General features: G+C 51.3%; 16 protein-coding genes. 11 read left to right on the top strand and 5 right to left on the bottom strand.

The window, feature by feature from the left end; translation table 11 throughout:
• Positions 1 to 102 precede the first annotated feature (102 nt).
• From H6F86_RS28405 to H6F86_RS28395, 3 genes are all read right to left on the bottom strand, one after another.
• Entirely contained in the window at positions 103 to 1,551 is a 1,449-nt protein-coding gene (locus H6F86_RS28405) for a DUF4335 domain-containing protein (RefSeq protein WP_190453910.1), read from the bottom strand.
• Positions 1,548 to 2,168 carry a DUF3038 domain-containing protein gene (locus H6F86_RS28400; RefSeq protein WP_190453906.1) on the bottom strand — a complete coding sequence of 207 codons (621 nt, stop codon included), beginning with the start codon at positions 2,166 to 2,168 and terminating at the stop codon, positions 1,548 to 1,550. The genes H6F86_RS28405 and H6F86_RS28400 overlap by 4 nt, the downstream gene beginning before the upstream one ends.
• A gap of 497 nt (positions 2,169 to 2,665) precedes the next feature.
• The gene (locus tag H6F86_RS28395; RefSeq protein WP_190453903.1) at positions 2,666 to 4,933 is read right to left on the bottom strand and encodes a GAF domain-containing protein; all 2,268 of its coding nucleotides are present in this window, start codon (positions 4,931 to 4,933) and stop codon (positions 2,666 to 2,668) included.
• A gap of 337 nt (positions 4,934 to 5,270) precedes the next feature.
• Between H6F86_RS28395 and psbP the strand changes: the two genes are divergently transcribed.
• The 6 genes from psbP (at position 5,271) to H6F86_RS28365 (ending at position 10,455) form a co-directional block, all read left to right on the top strand.
• Positions 5,271 to 5,810, top strand: a complete 540-nt coding sequence (gene psbP / locus H6F86_RS28390) for a photosystem II reaction center PsbP (RefSeq protein WP_190453900.1) — start codon at positions 5,271 to 5,273, stop codon at positions 5,808 to 5,810.
• Positions 5,811 to 5,901: 91 nt separating this feature from the next.
• Entirely contained in the window at positions 5,902 to 6,726 is an 825-nt protein-coding gene (locus tag H6F86_RS28385) for an alpha/beta hydrolase (protein ID WP_190453896.1), read from the top strand.
• A gap of 109 nt (positions 6,727 to 6,835) precedes the next feature.
• Entirely contained in the window at positions 6,836 to 7,477 is a 642-nt protein-coding gene (locus H6F86_RS28380) for a nucleoside triphosphate pyrophosphatase (protein ID WP_190453892.1), read from the top strand.
• Between the two features lie 323 nt (positions 7,478 to 7,800).
• Complete coding sequence (locus H6F86_RS28375; protein ID WP_190453888.1) at positions 7,801 to 8,907, top strand: serine/threonine-protein kinase; 1,107 nt, start codon at positions 7,801 to 7,803, stop codon at positions 8,905 to 8,907.
• Positions 8,908 to 9,031: 124 nt separating this feature from the next.
• A complete protein-coding gene (locus H6F86_RS28370) occupies positions 9,032 to 9,607 on the top strand; it encodes a sigma-70 family RNA polymerase sigma factor (protein ID WP_190453885.1) in 576 nt (191 codons plus the stop codon).
• Positions 9,608 to 9,636: 29 nt separating this feature from the next.
• Positions 9,637 to 10,455: an anti-sigma factor gene (locus H6F86_RS28365; RefSeq protein WP_190453882.1), complete on the top strand. Its 819-nt coding sequence runs from the start codon at positions 9,637 to 9,639 to the stop codon at positions 10,453 to 10,455.
• Positions 10,456 to 10,558: 103 nt separating this feature from the next.
• Here H6F86_RS28365 and H6F86_RS28360 read toward each other — a convergent pair whose 3' ends face one another.
• A complete protein-coding gene (locus H6F86_RS28360) occupies positions 10,559 to 11,860 on the bottom strand; it encodes an alpha/beta hydrolase (RefSeq protein ID WP_190453879.1) in 1,302 nt (433 codons plus the stop codon).
• A gap of 140 nt (positions 11,861 to 12,000) precedes the next feature.
• On the opposite strand from H6F86_RS28360, the gene H6F86_RS28355 reads away from it, so the two are divergent.
• The gene (locus H6F86_RS28355; RefSeq protein WP_190453876.1) at positions 12,001 to 12,645 is read left to right on the top strand and encodes a hypothetical protein; all 645 of its coding nucleotides are present in this window, start codon (positions 12,001 to 12,003) and stop codon (positions 12,643 to 12,645) included.
• Between the two features lie 55 nt (positions 12,646 to 12,700).
• On the opposite strand, the gene H6F86_RS28350 is transcribed toward H6F86_RS28355, so the two are convergent.
• The gene (locus H6F86_RS28350) at positions 12,701 to 13,558 is read right to left on the bottom strand and encodes an ion transporter (RefSeq protein WP_347241268.1); all 858 of its coding nucleotides are present in this window, start codon (positions 13,556 to 13,558) and stop codon (positions 12,701 to 12,703) included.
• Between the two features lie 104 nt (positions 13,559 to 13,662).
• On the opposite strand from H6F86_RS28350, the gene sipA reads away from it, so the two are divergent.
• From sipA to H6F86_RS28330, 4 genes are all read left to right on the top strand, one after another.
• Complete coding sequence (sipA, locus tag H6F86_RS28345) at positions 13,663 to 13,887, top strand: regulatory protein SipA (RefSeq protein ID WP_190453872.1); 225 nt, start codon at positions 13,663 to 13,665, stop codon at positions 13,885 to 13,887.
• Positions 13,888 to 14,155: 268 nt separating this feature from the next.
• Positions 14,156 to 15,466 (top strand): pentapeptide repeat-containing protein, encoded by a 1,311-nt coding sequence (locus tag H6F86_RS28340; protein ID WP_190453868.1) that lies wholly within the window; start codon positions 14,156 to 14,158, stop codon positions 15,464 to 15,466.
• A gap of 137 nt (positions 15,467 to 15,603) precedes the next feature.
• Complete coding sequence (locus tag H6F86_RS28335) at positions 15,604 to 16,311, top strand: TVP38/TMEM64 family protein (protein WP_347241265.1); 708 nt, start codon at positions 15,604 to 15,606, stop codon at positions 16,309 to 16,311.
• Between the two features lie 2 nt (positions 16,312 to 16,313).
• Positions 16,314 to 17,303: a glycosyltransferase family 2 protein gene (locus H6F86_RS28330; protein ID WP_190453862.1), complete on the top strand. Its 990-nt coding sequence runs from the start codon at positions 16,314 to 16,316 to the stop codon at positions 17,301 to 17,303.
• Positions 17,304 to 17,392 lie beyond the last annotated feature (89 nt).

Genomic DNA, 17,392 nt, shown 5'->3' with positions numbered 1-17,392 from the left:
TTGCAGCTATAAAAGCGAGGAAACAGCAAAGCGAAACAGGCATTGCGTCAGGATTCAGTGACACTCTTGCCTGCCACGTGCTTTTACTGCCCGTCCTTTCTGCTAATCCCTCTGACCGCGCCAGGGGCTAACTTCGAGCTTACCATCCGGCTTGAAAACCACTTTGAACAGAGCGAGTGGATCTTGACCCACTCCAGTATCACCGTCTTCAGCAAGTTTTCCTAAGTTCGGCAAGGGGATTTCCTTAGCGAACTCAGCGGCAACTTGGCTATCGGGCTTGTAGTCAGCGATCGTGCCGTCTCCTTTCACCCGTACGCGAAAAACAAGATCTTTTTCAAAGCTTGGCTTGTCTTTCCAGTTTTGATCGATCTGGTCGTAAAGCTTCGGTTGCAGCTCTGAAATTTGATCAGAGTCAGTAATTTCTGTAATGCCTGTGATGGGGCTTGCCATGGCGTTTTGCCAGGGAGATACGTCAAGCACGCCGTTAGAGGTGAAAACCACTTTGTACTGAGCGATCGGTTCTGACGATGGCTGTGAGCCAGCCGCCGGAATATAGAGCAGGTTCAGTAACGGCGTTTGTTGGGTGCTGGTTTCTGCGGCTGGATTGATGGGCTTGTAGCCAACAATGGCACCATCTTTAGCAACGCCAACGCGGTACTCCAGATCTTGCGTCACGGCTGGACGATCTTTCCATGCCTGGTCAAGCTGCGTAGACAACTTCTCCTGCAACGCTTTGACTTGTGCTGGGTCAGTGATTTCCGGTGCCGCCGTTAGTGCTGCTTCTAACTTAGTCAAATCAGGCTGGGCAGCCGTTGTTGAGTTAGGAGTCGTAGCTGCACCAGGACTGGTAGTAGGGCTAGACGAACCACTGGCAGTCGGCGAAGGTGGCGGTGCAGCAGGTGCTGGTGAACCTGTTGTGCTGGAGGTTGTATTGGTCTTAGGCACCAGATCGTCTGGTTGGCGCACCTGAGGTGTAGGAATGAAAAAGAAGGCGATCGCTGCTAGTGCTAAACCAGAAGCGCCGATCGCAGCCGGTATGGCTTGTTTGGCAACCGGTTCACTGCGACGGACGTAGCGTTTGGCAAGAGGCGCAACCTGAAAAGTTAAATCCGGTAAGGTCTGGGTGTCTGCAAAGAACTGATCTACCGCTTCCACCAAATCAAACAACTGCACTGTAGTCAGGTCAACCTGCCGAGTGAGATGGGTAGCAATGCCAGAACCTGGATCGGCATCAGGTGGTAAGACGCTCAACCGATGATGGTTATCATCCAGACGCTGTAACTGCACAAGCTGCGATGTGGTTTGAGGTGACTTGAACGTACGAATGCCACTTAATAGCTCTTGAGCATAAAGGCTGACAGCAGCAGTTAAACTTTCAAAAAACTCGCGTCCGCCGGACAACGGTTTTTCTTCCCCTACCAGATGAAACTCGGCGTTTGTCAGCTTGGACATAAGGGGACGTGCTTCTGTTTGGTTGGCGACAACCATATCGCCCCATCCTTCCAGCACCAGAGTGCAGTTAGGCAAACTATATTGACGCTGAATACTCATGCCACTTCTCCATCAAACAGGCTTGCCCAAAAGCGCTGCATCCCATGTGTGCCCGTGCAAAAGAGCAGTTGAGTCAGCAGATTGAGTGCCAGTTCATCTAATTTTTCGTCGGAGTTATAAGCAGCCACGCTCGCCCGTTTAGGGTTCATGCGCGATCGAAAATGGGCGCGAAACCGCTCCAGATACTCACTAAGCCGAAAGTGGTGTTCCATAGAGAGCTGCTTATCGCTGAGTTGTTGGTATGCCAGCAAGAGCTGCCGAATGAGCACCGTCAGCCGCCGTGCCAGATAGCAACCTACCATTACTAAGGCTTTTGCTTCTGTCAGGGTTAGGGGACGACGTTGGCTGTAGCGCCGCAGCGGGTTGGTACTACGTAACCGCCATAGCGACACTCGATTTTTGATAATACTTTGAAGCTCCAACTCATTTGCCACAATCAGAATCGCTTCTGACCCGCTCAAGTCTAGCGCTTCGATCGCCAGCAGCAGCAAATCAATCTCTAGCCTGGCACGTCTGGGACAGGCTTCATCCGCGAGCGCTGGGGTCGGCAGGCTCTCAAGAATCAAAGGCGTTGCGGGCGGACTATTTAACTGCATTACACTCACGGAAACATCCATTCCAACTGGCTTAGGTAGTGAACTGAACGCAGCCGCCGACGCTGGCACTGGCTCAACGCAGCAACGCTGGTTCTAGCACTCATGCACATTCTGACTTTTACTTGTCTGGCTTAATATCCAGCCACATCTTAGCGAAATCAGGATCGTCAAAGCGAACAACCGAACAACAGACAGAGTTTTAGAGAAGTGCGATCGCGCTCTAAAGCGTTATTACACTGTCCAAACCATGCGATCTTATAGTGTACGCTTTCCCTGCCTTTTGATACATCACGCTTGAGATTTGTCGAAAGTTCCCAAAGCAGAGGCAAGGGACGGAAGCATAAGGGCTAAAGGAGGAAAGCTAAAGGATAAATCGAAGCCCTTGCTTAAAGGATGTCTCAAGGTTGATGTCTGTCCTAACATTCTCTTTGACTCCTATACCAAAGTGTTCTCCCTTACTTTTCCACTCCCTCACTCTCCCACTCTTCCACCCCCTTATTCTTCTACTCCTTCACCCTCTAACTACCAACGCCATTCATCGGCAGTTCAACAATAAACGTGGTCAGCCCTGCCTTGCTTGTGACCCGGATGCTTCCCCCTAGCGTTTCAACGAGCTTTTTTGTTAAGGCGAGTCCTAGACCTGTACCGCCGTGCTTCCAGGGATCATTGTTGGGGATGCGGTAGAACTTTTCAAAGACGCGATCGCGATCGCTAGCAGCAATTTCAATGCCCGTATTGCTGATCTCAAAACGCACGTTCGTTGGCTCTACGGCGACAACGATAGCAATCTGTCCATGAGCAGGTGTGTACTTACAGGCATTGCTAAGTAGTTCTGTGATGATGCGCTCTAGGTAGGATTGGTCTGTCGTTAGGGGCGCAAGTGTAGTGGGAATAACGACTTCCAGGTGTTGTTGTTGACTGTTAATGCGCTCGCTAAAGGGTTTGACAATATTGGGTAGCCAGCTTTGGAGGGACAGTGCTGTTAGAAGGAGCGGTTCTGTAGCCATTTCCAAACGGGAGAGGTCAAGCAGGTCATTGATGAGCTTAATTTCGCGCTGGCACTCACTATTTAAAATTTGAAAATACCGTGGCAGCGAACCGGCATCAGCATCCAGAAGCTTGTCACGACGCAGCACGATTTCTAACATCTGCGCTGCCATTTTGATGTTTGCCATCGGCGTTCGCAGTTCGTGAGAGACAGTGCTGAGAAAGTCGTCTTTGAGGCGATTGAGCTTTTCTAACGCTTCAACCTGCGCCTGTGATGCTTGATAGAGACGCGCTTGCCGCAGGGCGATCGCGCATTGATTTGCCACCTGCTGCACTAGCCGAATATCTTGCTCGGCGAAGATGCGCTCATTATTGCTGACTAGCCAGAGATCACCTAACACACCCTGATCATCCAGAATGGGACAGGCAAACATTGCTGACCTGCCCCGCTCTGAGTTTGGCAGAAGCGAACAAAACTGAAAGTACTGTCCCTGCAAGAGCTGACCATACCCTTCCTTGAAGTTGTCCATCTGCACGATCCGTCCCTGAATAGGCGCTACGGACGTAGTGTATTCATAGCGAACAGTAGATGTGCGCTGCGTCAGATCGTAGAGGGCAGCATTACAGCTTCTGACCTTAATTGCGCCTGCTAATTCCCGTACTGCTGTTTGCAAAATTTGGTCTTCGTCGAGACTATCGCGGACGCGATCGGCAATGCGTTTTAATGTTGCTTCAAAATTAAATGCCAGTTGCAGTTGAGCCGTCCGTGTCTGGACCTGTTGCTCTAGTTCAGCATTAAGGCGCTGCACTTCTTGATATAACTCTGATTGCTGGATGGCAATACTGACCTGAGCGGCTAACTGTTTGAGCAAATCTGTTTCCCAGGTTTGCCAGTGGCGGGTTTCGCTACAGTGGTGAGCAATCAGCAATCCCCAAAGTTCATCGTTCTGCAAGATTGGCACCACTAACTCAGCATTCACTTGAAAGCTGGCGAGCATTTCGACGTAGCAGGATGACTGGTGGTACTCGGTACGGATATTGGAGACGGCACGCGTGTGCCCATCTCGGTATTTACAGACGTACGATTCTGCAAAGCAGGGATCTACAATATTTTCGCCTTGAATTGATTTCCAGTCAGTACCGACCGATTCTACGAGGACGATTCCACTCCAGTCAGATTCAAAGCGAAAAAACAGGACTCGATCGGTTTGCAAGAGTCGTCGTACTTCTGTCACAGTTGTCTTCAACACATGAGATAGGTCAAGGTGGCGGCGGATTTCTTGCACGATCGCGGCAACTAAACGTTCTCGTTCTGTCTGTTGCCAAAGCGTTTCTTCTGCCTGTTGTCGCTGTGTAATATCGGTAGTGGTGCCAACGTAACCGCTAAGCGTGCCATCTGAGTCGTAGTTGGCTACCACCTGCACGAAGACCCAAACGGTGCTATTTGATCGCTGAAAGCGGTAGCGCGACTGAAAGCACTCTAACGGTACACTCTGCGTTGCCTGCTGCCATTCGGTCGTAACCCGTTCGCGATCGTCCTGGTGAATAGTTTGTAGCCAATCAGAGCCATGGGCTACCGTAACGCCCGTAATTTCACACCAGCGCTGATTAACATACGTTATTTGCCCCTCCCCTGTAGTGCGAAAGATACCTACAGGCGAAGCATGATCCAGCAAGCTAAGCCACTCCCCATTAGGTTTCAGTGGCGTAGCAGCGAGAGTCACGCGAGGCTCTAAATCAGTTGGGTTAGGCTCTCTATCATTCAAAATCTGTACATTAAGTTCGATGATGGTAGGCAATTAATGAGTCTGCTTGTATCGTTAAGCATCTGTTACGTTACCTAATGTGCCCTAAATTACTTTCTTTGATTCGTTGTTTGTTGCGTGCACCTCAGGTATCGATTTCATCACCGCATAAAGTTTGAGTGATTCTCTGTCGGCACTCTATTGATTGACCCCAGTGATTGACCCCAGCTAGAGGTAAATGCCTACTGATTAGTCTAAAGCCCGCCCTAGGTCTAAAGGCAGAGGCTAAGTGCTAGTAAAGCGCCGCAGAAGTGAGAGAATAGGGCAAAGTCAGCGCGGGGCGATCGCTGCCCTTGCTGCCTACAAAGACGGCTAAGGGGAAATAGAACTGATGCTTAAACGAATTCTAGCGATACTTCTGGTGGTAGTCAGCCTCAGTTTGCAAGGATGTGTGACACCGACTGCTGGCTTAAATATCTATACGGATACTATAGATGGCTACAAGTTTCTCTATCCTAACGGTTGGCTACCAGTCAGCGTTACAAGCGGACCTGATGTAGTGTTTCATGACATTGTGGAGCAAACCGAGAATGTGAGCGTTGTCATTAATCCAGTGACTGACAAGAAGACGCTAGCTGATTTGGGAAGCCCTGGCGAAGTAGGTTATCAGTTGGGCAAAAGCGCGATCGCTCCACCTAATTCTGGACGCAAAGCCGAACTAGTGAATGCCGAAGCCCGCACCGTTGGCACTAAGCTCTATTACCTGCTGGAATACGCTGTTAAAGTTGGCGATCGCGAACGCCATAACCTGGCAAGCGTGGCAATCAGCCGAGGCAAACTCTACACTTTTAATGCCTCTACACCAGAAGCTCGCTGGGCTAAAATGCAACCGTTGTTAGAACGGACGGTCAAGTCATTCTCAGTGGATTAATAGAACAGGGAACTAGCAGAACACGAAGCCCATTCAAGACAAACGAGCACCCAAGTCCACGCTCTCTACCCATGTAAAAGGAGGCTAGCGGATGAGTACGATCACAACGCAGGATGGTACACAGATCTACTACAAGGATTGGGGTACAGGGCAGCCTATTGTCTTTAGCCACGGTTGGCCTCTTAATGCGGATAGTTGGGAAGCTCAAATGTTTTTCCTGGCATCCCACGGTTACCGCTGCATTGCTCATGATCGGCGTGGACATGGGCGATCGAATCAGCCCTGGAACGGCAACGAGATGGACACCTATGCCGATGACCTCGCAACGCTCATTGAAACACTGGATCTAACGGATGCTATCCTGATCGGCTTCTCTACAGGTGGTGGTGAAGTTACCCGCTATATTGGTCGTCACGGTACAGCACGGGTTGCCAAAGCGGCGCTGATCTCTGCTGTCCCGCCGTTGATGCTCAAGACGGCGGCTAATCCTGATGGGCTACCAATTGATGTGTTCGATGGTCTTCGGGCTGCCTCGCTCACCGATCGCTCTCAACTCTACAAAGATCTCGCCAGCGGACCGTTCTTTGGCTTCAATCGTCCGGGTGCCAACGTTTCGCAGGGCATGATCGACTGGTTCTGGCTTCAAGGGATGCAGTCTGGACACAAAAACGCGCTCGATTCGATCAAAGCCTTCTCTGAGACAGACTTCACCGAGGATCTCAAAAAGTTCGATGTGCCAACGCTGCTCCTTCATGGTGACGACGATCAAATTGTGCCGATTGGGGCGGCGGCTCTTGCCTCAGCGAAACTCGTCAACAACGCAACCTTGAAAGTTTATCCAGGCGCACCTCACGGCTTAACCGATACGCATAAAGAACAACTTAATACCGACTTGCTGGCATTTCTCCAGACCTGAAACGGTTTTGCCAACCAAGGATTTTTGACAGGTGGAGGGAAGTAAACCCTAACTTGGGGGCAAAGCGTCCTACCTCCTTCTTACAAGTAATGAGGGCTATCTATCTTCAATGGGCGTACCACAGTTTATTCTTGCATCTGCGTCTTCGGCACGGTTACGGCTGTTGCGAAGCGTTGGCATTGAGCCGCTCGTCTGCCCTAGTGCGTTTGATGAGTCTCAAGTGCAACTGTCTGACCCCGCAGCACTAGTGCAAGCGTTAGCGCTCAACAAAGCAACTACTGTCGCGACCCAGCTCGATCGTCATGCCTCTGTCGATCGCCTGGTTCTAGGGTGTGATTCTGTCCTGGCAGTGAATGGCGAGATTCACGGTAAACCCGCTGGCACCGAAGAGGCGATTGAACGCTGGCAACAAATGCGCGGTCAGGTGGGTCGCCTTTACACAGGACACGCTTTACTCGTGATCCCGCCGACACCCCATACTCCAAGCCCTACACCGCTCGTCCGTTGTCAGATTACCCAAGTTTATTTTGCCAATGTGAGCGATCGTCAAATTGCTGCCTATGCTGCAACTGGTGAACCGCTCCACTGCGCTGGAGCCTTTGCGCTGGAGGGTAAAGGCGGCTTGTTTGTCGAAAAAATCGATGGTTGCCACAGCAACGTCATTGGTTTGAGTCTCCCGCTGCTACGGCAAATGCTGGACGATCGCGGCTACGATGTAACTGCTTTTTGGTCGATCGATCCGCAGAGGTAATCGATAAGGGAGACGCATTAAAAGCGTTCTGCTAAGAACCCGGGCGGCATTGCCCAGAGTTTAAAGATTTCGTTCATGCCCCCAGGTTTATTCTTACACTGAGGACAGATTGGTAACTGAACCTATCCTTACTTGAACTGGTTTTTAGGCTAAGGCTTGATTGGACGATAAACTCCACGATGATCGCGCTTTCAGTTCCAGTCAGCTACCCCTTAACGCTTCTACCGACTGCTTTTTCTAGCAACTCTTGCATCTACCGTTGTCGGCTTACTGGTATAAATGCTACAAGCCGATCGAAATGTACGTAATCATTTGGCTCTCTGATGAATCGTTCAGTGACTGATCTATCTAACTTTCGTGCTGATGTGCACGAGCAAACGCGCTTGGGGCAGCTGTGCGGGACAGAGCAGCGCTTTTTCGATCGCTATGAAATTCTCAAAATTCTTGGTCGGGGCGGTTTTGGCATCACCTTTTTGGCGAAAGATGTCTTTCTGCCCGGTCAGCCACTTTGCGTCATCAAGCAACTTTGCCCAAAAGTGAATGATGCTGCTGCGCTACAACAAGCACGCAAACGCTTTGAGCAAGAAGCTGCCACGTTAGCGAAGCTTGGCAATCACGCCCAAATCCCTCATCTGCTGAACTACTTTGAAACGGCTGGCGAGTTTTACCTGGTGCAGGAATATATCCGAGGCTATACGCTGACAAAGCTGGTCAAGCGCCACGGACCCTTCTCTGAGACTGGGGTAAAGCAGTTTTTGCGCGAATTTTTACCGTTGCTGCAATATGTACACAACAACCGTGTTATCCATCGCGATATCAAGCCACCGAACTTGATTCGCTGCCGCGATGATGGTCGGCTGGTGCTGATTGACTTCGGTGCTGTGAAAGAACATATTGTGCAGGGCAGCGATGCCAGTGCAAAGCCAATTACCACGCAATTTGTAGGCACAGTTGGGTTCGCGCCACCCGAGCAGCTTGCGTCTCGTCCCATTTACTCAAGCGATTTGTATGCAGTGGGCGTTACCTGCCTCTATCTTTTGTCCGGCAAGCCGCCGCTAGAGTTCGACTATGATTTTTTGACTGGGGATGTACGCTGGAGTGACCATATTTCGGTGAGCGATCACTTCGGTACGGTGTTGAGTAAGCTGCTGCGGGTTTCGCCCCAAGAGCGGTTTCAGTCGGTCGGTGAGGTAATTCGATCGCTCGAGCTAGAGCCGTACTTTGACAACCTTGTGCATTGTATGAATATTAAGCCCAAGCCCTTTTTGACTGCTAGTTGTAGCGAACCGGAGGCTGAGGGCTACATTTCGCCAACGACGCGCACAGCGATGGCAATTCGAGACTGGCAAGCCAAACTGAAGGCAAGACGGGTACGCGATCGCCTCTACCAGCCTCAAGTTACTTACAGTGGTTCGGGCTACTTCCAGTAAGCAAATCGATCAGCAAAACCGGACGCGTTGCCACTTATGGTTAAATGGCATCATGCCTGTTCTTGCGTTTAAACGAAAGACCTTGCCTCAACTGCAAGTGAATGTAGAATGTCATGACCTCTGAATGGTGACCGAACCACCCTCACATGAAGCTGCGCTGCTGATTCGAGTTGCTCAGCGCGACCAAACGGCACTGTCAGAACTGTACGATCGTTACGCGCGAGTGCTTTACGCCGTTGCTTTCAAAAGTTTGAGATCCGCAGAAGAAAGCGAAGAAGTTGTTTTAGATGTCTTCGCTCAAGTCTGGCGTACTGCCGATCGGTATGACGTTGGCAAAGCACGCGTCGATACCTGGCTATTTATGATGACCCGCAGCCGTGTCCTCGATCGCTTACGTACTTTGCAGCGTGTGACTAAAGTTACGGTCGCCTCAGAGAATTTTGCAGAGATCCAAACCCCCACTCCTGGCGTAGATCCCCTTGAAAACGTCCTGATCTCAGAGCGCCGCGATCGAGTGTTAGCCGCCCTCAGCCAACTTCCCGAAGCGCAACGTCAGGTTATCGAACTCGCTTACTACAAAGGACTCACCCAATCAGAAATTGCAGCGCAAACGAACCTTTCCCTGGGCACAGTTAAAACTCGCATTCGATTAGGTTTAAGTAAGTTGCGGGTTGTCCTCGGTAACTGGGAGCCAAGCTAGGATAGGAATCTAGACCATTTATTAACGTAATGAACGCTGAAGACCGCTGTTTCTGTGAGCTGGCTCCGCTGTATGCGCTCGATCTGCTTAACGACGACGATCGTCACTGGGTGGAGGCGCAGGCGATCGAGTATCCAGAGCTGGCAGCAGAACTGGCAGAGCATCAGTTGACTGTGAATGCATTGCCTTATGCTCTTCCGGCGGCACCAATAGCAGCTAACCTTAAAGAGCGGTTGTTTCAACGGTTAGCACAGGAGCCGCCCGCAGCAGTAGAAACACCGTCACCACTCCCACTGTCGGTATCCGCTCTGCCCGATCGATCGCGCTCCAATGATCGGCCTGCCACTGCTGCTCCTGTACCTGTAACGGTTCGCCGCTATCGCCGTACTGTGATTTGGTTCCAAGCGGCTGGTGCGATCGCCGCTCTAGCTGCGATCGCGCTTTTGGCAGACAACTTTCGTCTTCGCCAAACGCTTCAGGCTGATCAGGCGATCGTTGCCACACTTCAGCAACCCGATAGCGTGATCTACTCGCTCAAGGGCACTGAAAACGCTGCGCAAGCCTCCGGTAGCCTGGTTGTAAACCCCGGTGATCAGACTGCTATCGTACTGGTGCAAAATCTGCCCACCTTGCCAGTTGGTCAAGCCTATCGTCTTTGGGCAGTCGCCAAAGGTGCAACCAAACCTGCCTACTGTGGGCAGTTCAATAATCATCGCACTGGCACGGCACGCTGGTTGTTACCAGAAGGCGTTTGTAGTGCCAGTGTACCGCAAATGCTGATTACAGCTGAATCTGCAACCGCTCCCCCAGTACCCCAAGGCACGTTGGTGATGAAAAGCCAGGGATAAGGGTCAAAATCGAGGAAAGTTTTGAATTTTAAGTTTCTACTCACTGACTACTAAATAATGGCCTTCTGCCTTTTGCCTCTTACCTTCTGCCTTCTCCCGCTCCTCACCGCAATGTCCAGGCTAGAAAGCGTTCGGTATAGTAAAGCGCTAGCTGATTGCTCACACCGTTGAAAACTTTGTCAAACGCGTGTTCTGCCCAGGGAATTTCGAGCCAGACTGCACGGCTACCTGTTGCCTGTAGACGATCGTAGAGCGATCGCCCAAACTTCGCCTGCACCAAATGATCGCGTCCACCATAGACAAGCAGTGATGTAGGCAAAGGCTTGTTGATTAGCTCTGAGGGCGATGCCTGTCGGTATAAGGCTGGAAATTGTTCAGGGCTACCACCGAGCAGAGCCTTCAGTACGGCGCGACTATTGATTGGGTCAGGGTTGGGTAAATCATAGTAGCCCTTCGTCAGGTCAACGGGACCGTAGTAATTGACGACAGCTCGAACAGCAATGCTGCTGGGTTGATATGCCGCCAACATTGCCAGATGCGCTCCTGCCGATCGCCCCATTAACGCCAGCCGTGTCACATCTACTTCTAACGCTTCAGCGTGCTGCTGGATGTATGTGAGCGCCGATCGCACATCCTCAAGCTGTGCCGGGAAGGGATAGCGAGGTGCATGACGGTAATCGATCGCCACCACTGTATAGCCCCGCGCTGCCATGTAACGGCTAAACGGCGCATCATCATTGGGGCTGCCCCGCTGCCATGCCCCCCCGTAAATCACCACGATCGTCGGATACAGCGCAAGTTGCTTGTCAACCTGTGGCGGATGGTAGACTGTCAGCGTTAACGGCACTCCATCCGGTGCAGCAAACGGTATGGCTGTGCTCATGCGAACAGGTTCTTCGGGAATGCCCCGAAACGCATCTATGAGCACGAAGGGCTGAGAACGCATGGGCGGCTCAGGCTTACTAGCTTCATCGACAGCGACACTAGTGATTTGTTCTGATGCTTTTCCTGCTGATGCTTGCGCCCGTGCTATTGGTAGCCGCAGCAATGCACTTAACTGAGAGACGGATAAGTAATCGGCTCCTAACGCCATCTCCATTGATTTGGCTGCTTGTTGATTGGCAGCCGGAAACTGGCTTAACGGTAAGGTGCTGATGGTCAGGCTAAAAAGACTACAGGCTAGCACAACGCGAAATTGCCACTGTTTACGGGCGTACCACAATGCAAGGAGAGCAGCGATCGCATTTGCGACGATCAACCCGGGGCTGATCTCTGGCGCACCCACGCCCAACGGCAAGAGCGCAAACGTAGGCGCAGGCACAACAATCCAGGCAGTGAGAAAAAAAGCCACTCCACCAATGAGCAGCGTTAACCCTTCCAGCAAGGCGTTAAACAGGTTGGGCATTTAAGACGGCTCAGTAGGGTGCTAATGCGACCAATTTTGGCTTAAAACGAGTGGTTGAGTTGATCTTGTGTAGTGGTTTTACAGATACCGCTCTCACTTTGGCGCTAAAATTCTGTCGCTCAGCAGATTGATGTAGAGTCATGTCCTCTTTCAGGTTGTGGTGGCGCATGGACAAAGCAAGCGATCGCACAAAAGGTCTTTTTAAGAACGTTACAGTAGCTGCTCTTTGGTGGCTGGCAAGCGGGTCAGCGATCGCGGTTGCTGCCCCGGCAGATGTGTTTATGCCACACCTCGATCGCATCCGTCAGAACCTACCGCCGAACGTTGTTATGCGCCTGCCCTCACAGATTCGGCTGAGTTATCCCGCTGATGAAGAGTTTATTCAAACCTTAGCAGTGCGAATTAGTACGTCAGATTCGCCACCGCGCATTACGGTTAGTCTATTTAGCTGTGAAGATGATTCGCCTTTTTGCCGCATTGGCACTTTTTCGGCAGTCAATACGGCGATTGCTCAAGCGCAGCAAGACTACCAGAAACACATGGCGGCAGCCGCTCCAATCCAGCTTGCCAGGACAATTCGCGGCTATTTGCTCATGGGTACTGCCAAACAACCACCCTCTGAGTTTTCATCCATTATGTGGCAACAAGATGGGATGTTTTATACTGTCAGCCTTGCTAACTCAGAGCGCCAAAATATGCTCTACATGGCAGTCTATATGGCAAATGAGGCTCCCTTTACCAATAACACCGCTTTGAGAAAAGCACCGCTCAGGTCAGCACCCTGAAAGAGACTGCGAGACAATCGCTTTGATTGCCAAGTAAAAGTATAGGCAAGGAGCCTTAAGGCTCGGATGTAGGCATTGCTAGCGCGATCGCTTCTAGCTTCATCCCACAGTGCTTACAAAAAACGGCATCGGCATCATGGAGCGCTAGCTGGCAGTTTGTACAAGTTCTCTGTACCTGATTGGCAGTTTTTACCAGCCGCTTCACCAAATCGCCCAACTGCCAGGGAATAAGCGCAATGCCCGTTAAAATCATGAGCACGGTCAAGAGGCGACCCGCTTCTGAGATAGGCGTGACATCACCAAAACCCACCGTCGTCATCGTGGCAACCGAAAAATAAACGGCATCAAGAAATGTCCGAAAGGCTTGAGCATTCGCTGGATGCTCGACCTGATAAATCAGCCCAGAAAAAACGAAAATGATAATAAACAGCGTCAAAAAGATACGAGCGAAAATGGCGCTGTCTTCTGTCGTGACATAACCAAAGATCGTTCTACCTTCGATAAAGCGAAGGAGCCGTAGAATTCTAAACCAGCGGAAAACACGAATAAAGCTAAGATTAAAAATGCCAATTAAAAGTGGCAAAATTGCTAGCAGATCAATCAGAGAAAGAAGATTGAAGCAAAAGCGGATCTTATTTTCAGCACACCAAAAGCGCAGCAGATATTCGATCGCAAAAATGACCAGAATGCTTTTGTCGATCGCATCTAACGTCAGCCGTAGTGGCTCTGGAATCGGATACGTCTGGGCAACGAAAATGGCTGACGACAGCAGCACCAAACCTGTAACACTTAAATTAATCGCCTTGCCAATCGACGTTTCAATGTCGTCCAGGTAAAAGCTAATTTTTTGCTGTAGCGACATGGAACTAAGCAGCAGGTGAGAGGCGGCAGATGTGTTAGAGCGTTTGAGCATTATATCGTTCACTTTAAGCCTTTCGGGTTTACTCTAGCTGCTTGGCAAGGGTTAAGATGCGGTTGTTGGTCTGTCAGGCTAACTCATAAAGATGGTCTAAATGTATGTCCCAAAAGATTTCGATGGGCGATCGCGTTCGTCTTGTAGCCCTTCCTAGCTTCATCAAGACGGCTGATCCCATGCCAATGTTGCGTCCTCCGACGGTGCTCTCGATCGGTGCAGAAGGCGTTGTCGTCAACCAGCGTCCTGGCAACTATTGGAGCGTACGCTTTGCTAATGGCACCTTTTTACTCGAGCCGCAGTATTTGCAACTGATCGGTATTGAGTAGTAACCAACAGCAATATTGGCAAACTGCCCCACCTTGCAGCGATTGGCGGTCGCCTCTTCTTGACGACTCAAGCCATGACCAGCAGGCTGTTGCTCCCTGATTGCCACCCTGTCACTTTCACTCTCATAACTGGCATTATGGGCGCAGAACGGTTTGAACTCTAAGCCTATGGTGAGAAAGTTGTCTTGTGGGCAGCGGCTTATCAGGTTGAAGTGATTCAATAGAGAAGAGTGCAACGGCAATTTGCCTGTCGTTTAGAAGTGTGACGATGACTCCCAACGCTCCTGATTCAAATGTGCCACTGAACGAGACGGCTCGTGCTGAGGGCGACGGTCTAGCCGCCAGCAACGGTAATGGCTTGGGTCATAGTGCTGCGTCCCCTGTCAATGTTTCTGCGGTGAATCAGTCGGTGCCATCGCTTCTCCCGTCTGTCGTCCCTGGTCCGATCGCGCAGTCCAATCTTTTTGAGCCACCTCGCCGTGTGTCCTCTACCGCGATCGTGCTGGGTGCAACGGCTGTAATGGTCGTGGGTTTGGTGTTCAATCTCAGTTGGTTGGGGTTTATCGGTGCCACGATCGCCCTGGTTACTTCTTTTCGGGTGCTTTGGCTTCCGTTTCTGCGTCCTTTTATTAGTGAGCTGTTCTCCAGTCAGGAAGTTGCGGTGCCGATCGCCTTCGTGGGTGGTTTTATTGCCCTGGTTGCGCTATTAAAGTTTATTGGGGTCGATCGCTGGTTTGGCGGTTTGCTTGCTCAGGCAAACTGGGATGCGGTCGGCGCTCTGGGTGAAGTGTTTGGTGCGGTCGGACAAATTTTGATTGCGCTGTTGGCGGTTTACATTGCGTGGCGACAGTACGTGATCGAAAAGGATCTGACCATTCAGCAAAACCTCATTACACAACAGCAGACGATCGACAGCTTTTTTCAAGGTATTTCTGACCTGGTGCTGGATGAAGACGGCTTGCTAGAAGACTGGCCGCAGGAACGTGCGATTGCAGAAGGGCGCACTGCCGCTATTCTCAGTAGCGTTGATGGCGGCGGCAAAGCCAAAATTATTCGCTTTCTTAGTCGTGCCCGCCTACTAAGTCCGCTAAAGCGCGACCAACGGCTGGGGCGGGCAATTTTGGATGGTACGGGTGGCTATGAAGAAGATCGCGTGTACGGCGTGCGTGTGATTGATCTGGGTGTAATGCTAGCAGGAGCCGTCCTGTCAAATTCCGATCTACGCTGGACTGACCTAAGTGAGACAAATCTGATTCGTGCTGACCTGAGCGGCTGCGATCTAGTTAGAACTAACTTTTCCGGTACGATTCTCTGTCAGGCAAGTTTGCGCGGCTCGGATTTAAATGGCACCCGTTTTTTCTACGGCAAAGCGGCAACAGCTAGCCCCCGTAGCAAAACTGAACTGCCCGATTACCGCACCGGAGCCTATACTGGCGCTGTGGTGGAAAATGCCGATTTCACAGGCGCTGTCCATATGTCTCAAGAACAGCGCGAATATTGTTGTGCTTGGGGAGGTGCCAAAACTCGCAGTTCGATTCCGGGTGGCTGCGAGGGCATTCCAAATAAGCTGGGGCAATAGGGGCAGCAGCTTTGAGCAGATGCTGTGCGTCTAGTAGGTGCCAGGTGTAGAGTAAGTGGACGTGAGCGTTAGGCTAGCGATCGCCTGACAACACACCTTCGCTCTTTTGTTTTTTCAGCCTTCTCAGCCTAAACCTTGTGCGGCACTTAAAAATCAGCAGAATTAGCCTTCTCCTTACCGTTAGCGGCATTGCGGTAATGGCTTTGATACTGTCTGTGCTGGGACGCATTGACATCGTGCAACTTCAGGGATGGCTGCAATCGGCGGGCGTTTGGGCACCACTGCTTTACATTCTGCTGTATACGATCGCGACCGTTTTCATTTTGCCTTCGACGCCGCTCAATCTGTTGGGTGGGGCGCTGTTTGGTCCCTGGCTAGGGACGCTATGGACCAGTGTGGCAGCGATGATTGCCGCGATCGCCACTTTTGCCTTTACCCGTACTATCGGACGTAAGGCGATCGCTCGTAAACTGTCTGGACGCTGGCAAACACTGGATGTCGAAATTCGTCGAGGCGGTCTGTTCTACATGATTGCAATCCGCTTGGTGCCGTTTATGCCCTACGGGTTACTCAACTTTGCGGCGGGGCTTACCTCTGTCAGCTACCGTGATTATTTGCTTGGCACGCTGCTTGGCACGACTCCTGGCATTTTGCCCTATGTGTTGCTGGGTAGTTCTGGTCTAAGAGCCGTCCGCACAGGTGACTTGCTGCCCTTAGTAGGAGCGTTGGCTCTGACTGGTATCCTGATTGGAGGTTCCACCTGGTACCGTCGGCGGCGCTCTTCGCGTGCAGCCAGTCCGCCACCTGATGTGCCCTCAAAGCGACTTGATCCGCAGGATAGATAACTATGCAGCCTACCTATTCGTTCATCGTGCCCGTCTTTAATGAGGAAGCCACGCTACCGGAACTGTATCGCCGTTTGAGTGTGGTGATGGACAGTATGGATGGTGCTGTCGAGCTAGTTTTGGTGGATGACGGCAGCAGCGATCGCTCACTGGCAATGATGCGTGAGCTACACGATCGCGATCACCGCGTTTGCTACCTCAGCTTTGCCCGTAACTTTGGGCACCAGATTGCGGTCACTGCGGGGCTGAATTTTGTCCGTGGGCAGGCGATCGTGGTGCTGGATGCTGATTTACAAGACCCGCCCGAACTGATTCTTGACCTGGCAGACGAGTGGCGACGGGGCTACGAAGTGGTCTATGCCCAACGAGTGCAGCGCCATCGGGAAGGCTGGTTTAAGCGCCTGACGGCATATGTTTTCTATCGGTTGCTGCGCCAGCTTGCGGATGTTGATATTCCAACCGATACGGGTGACTTTTGCCTGATGGATCGGCGCGTCGTGGATGCCCTCAACGCTATGCCAGAGCGGAATCGGTACATTCGAGGGCTACGATCGTGGTTAGGCTTTCGGCAAATTGCGATTCCGTTTGAGCGCGACGCTCGCTTTGCGGGTGAGGTAAAGTATACGTTCCGTAAATCGCTGTCGCTGGCGATTGATGGCTTGGTGTCATTCTCTAAAGTCCCTCTTCGCATTTCCACCTACGTAGGGCTATTTGCGGCGGTGATGGCGATCGTGATGGCAGCTCTGGTACTCTACTGGCGCTTTTTCTCACCTGTTTCACCGCTTACCGGCTATGCCACGATCGCTGTTGCCATCTTTTTCTTAGGAGCCGTACAGCTTTTTAGCATTGGTATTCTGGGTGAATACATTGGACGCATTTACGAAGAAGTCAAAAATCGTCCTGTTTATATTCTGAGAGAAGTGAATGGGTTTGAGCCTGTTGCTGCTAGACAAGGCGTACCCACTAGTTGGAATGCGTCAGCCCGACCCTGATGCAAACTTGTCAGGAGATGCATAATTTACAGTGTGGGATATGCGGATATGAGAGGATGAATTGCTCGATACAATAGCAATTGCTTTCT

Origin of the sequence: Phormidium sp. FACHB-592, from assembly GCF_014695795.1 — a bacterium.
Taxonomy (GTDB): domain Bacteria; phylum Cyanobacteriota; class Cyanobacteriia; order Leptolyngbyales; family Leptolyngbyaceae; genus Stenomitos.
This window is presented reverse-complemented; position numbering and strand designations above follow the sequence as displayed.

Coding starts and splice junctions, on each gene's coding strand:
- H6F86_RS28350 (WP_347241268.1), bottom strand. CDS start 13,558: ATGCTCAAACGCTCTAACACATCTGCCGCCTCTCACCTGCTGCTTAGT.
- H6F86_RS28340 (WP_190453868.1), top strand. CDS start 14,156: ATGACTCCCAACGCTCCTGATTCAAATGTGCCACTGAACGAGACGGCT.
- H6F86_RS28365 (WP_190453882.1), top strand. CDS start 9,637: ATGAACGCTGAAGACCGCTGTTTCTGTGAGCTGGCTCCGCTGTATGCG.
- H6F86_RS28375 (WP_190453888.1), top strand. CDS start 7,801: ATGAATCGTTCAGTGACTGATCTATCTAACTTTCGTGCTGATGTGCAC.
- H6F86_RS28385 (WP_190453896.1), top strand. CDS start 5,902: ATGAGTACGATCACAACGCAGGATGGTACACAGATCTACTACAAGGAT.
- H6F86_RS28370 (WP_190453885.1), top strand. CDS start 9,032: ATGGTGACCGAACCACCCTCACATGAAGCTGCGCTGCTGATTCGAGTT.
- psbP (WP_190453900.1), top strand. CDS start 5,271: ATGCTTAAACGAATTCTAGCGATACTTCTGGTGGTAGTCAGCCTCAGT.
- H6F86_RS28355 (WP_190453876.1), top strand. CDS start 12,001: ATGTCCTCTTTCAGGTTGTGGTGGCGCATGGACAAAGCAAGCGATCGC.
- sipA (WP_190453872.1), top strand. CDS start 13,663: ATGTCCCAAAAGATTTCGATGGGCGATCGCGTTCGTCTTGTAGCCCTT.
- H6F86_RS28405 (WP_190453910.1), bottom strand. CDS start 1,551: ATGAGTATTCAGCGTCAATATAGTTTGCCTAACTGCACTCTGGTGCTG.
- H6F86_RS28330 (WP_190453862.1), top strand. CDS start 16,314: ATGCAGCCTACCTATTCGTTCATCGTGCCCGTCTTTAATGAGGAAGCC.
- H6F86_RS28360 (WP_190453879.1), bottom strand. CDS start 11,860: ATGCCCAACCTGTTTAACGCCTTGCTGGAAGGGTTAACGCTGCTCATT.
- H6F86_RS28400 (WP_190453906.1), bottom strand. CDS start 2,168: ATGGATGTTTCCGTGAGTGTAATGCAGTTAAATAGTCCGCCCGCAACG.
- H6F86_RS28380 (WP_190453892.1), top strand. CDS start 6,836: ATGGGCGTACCACAGTTTATTCTTGCATCTGCGTCTTCGGCACGGTTA.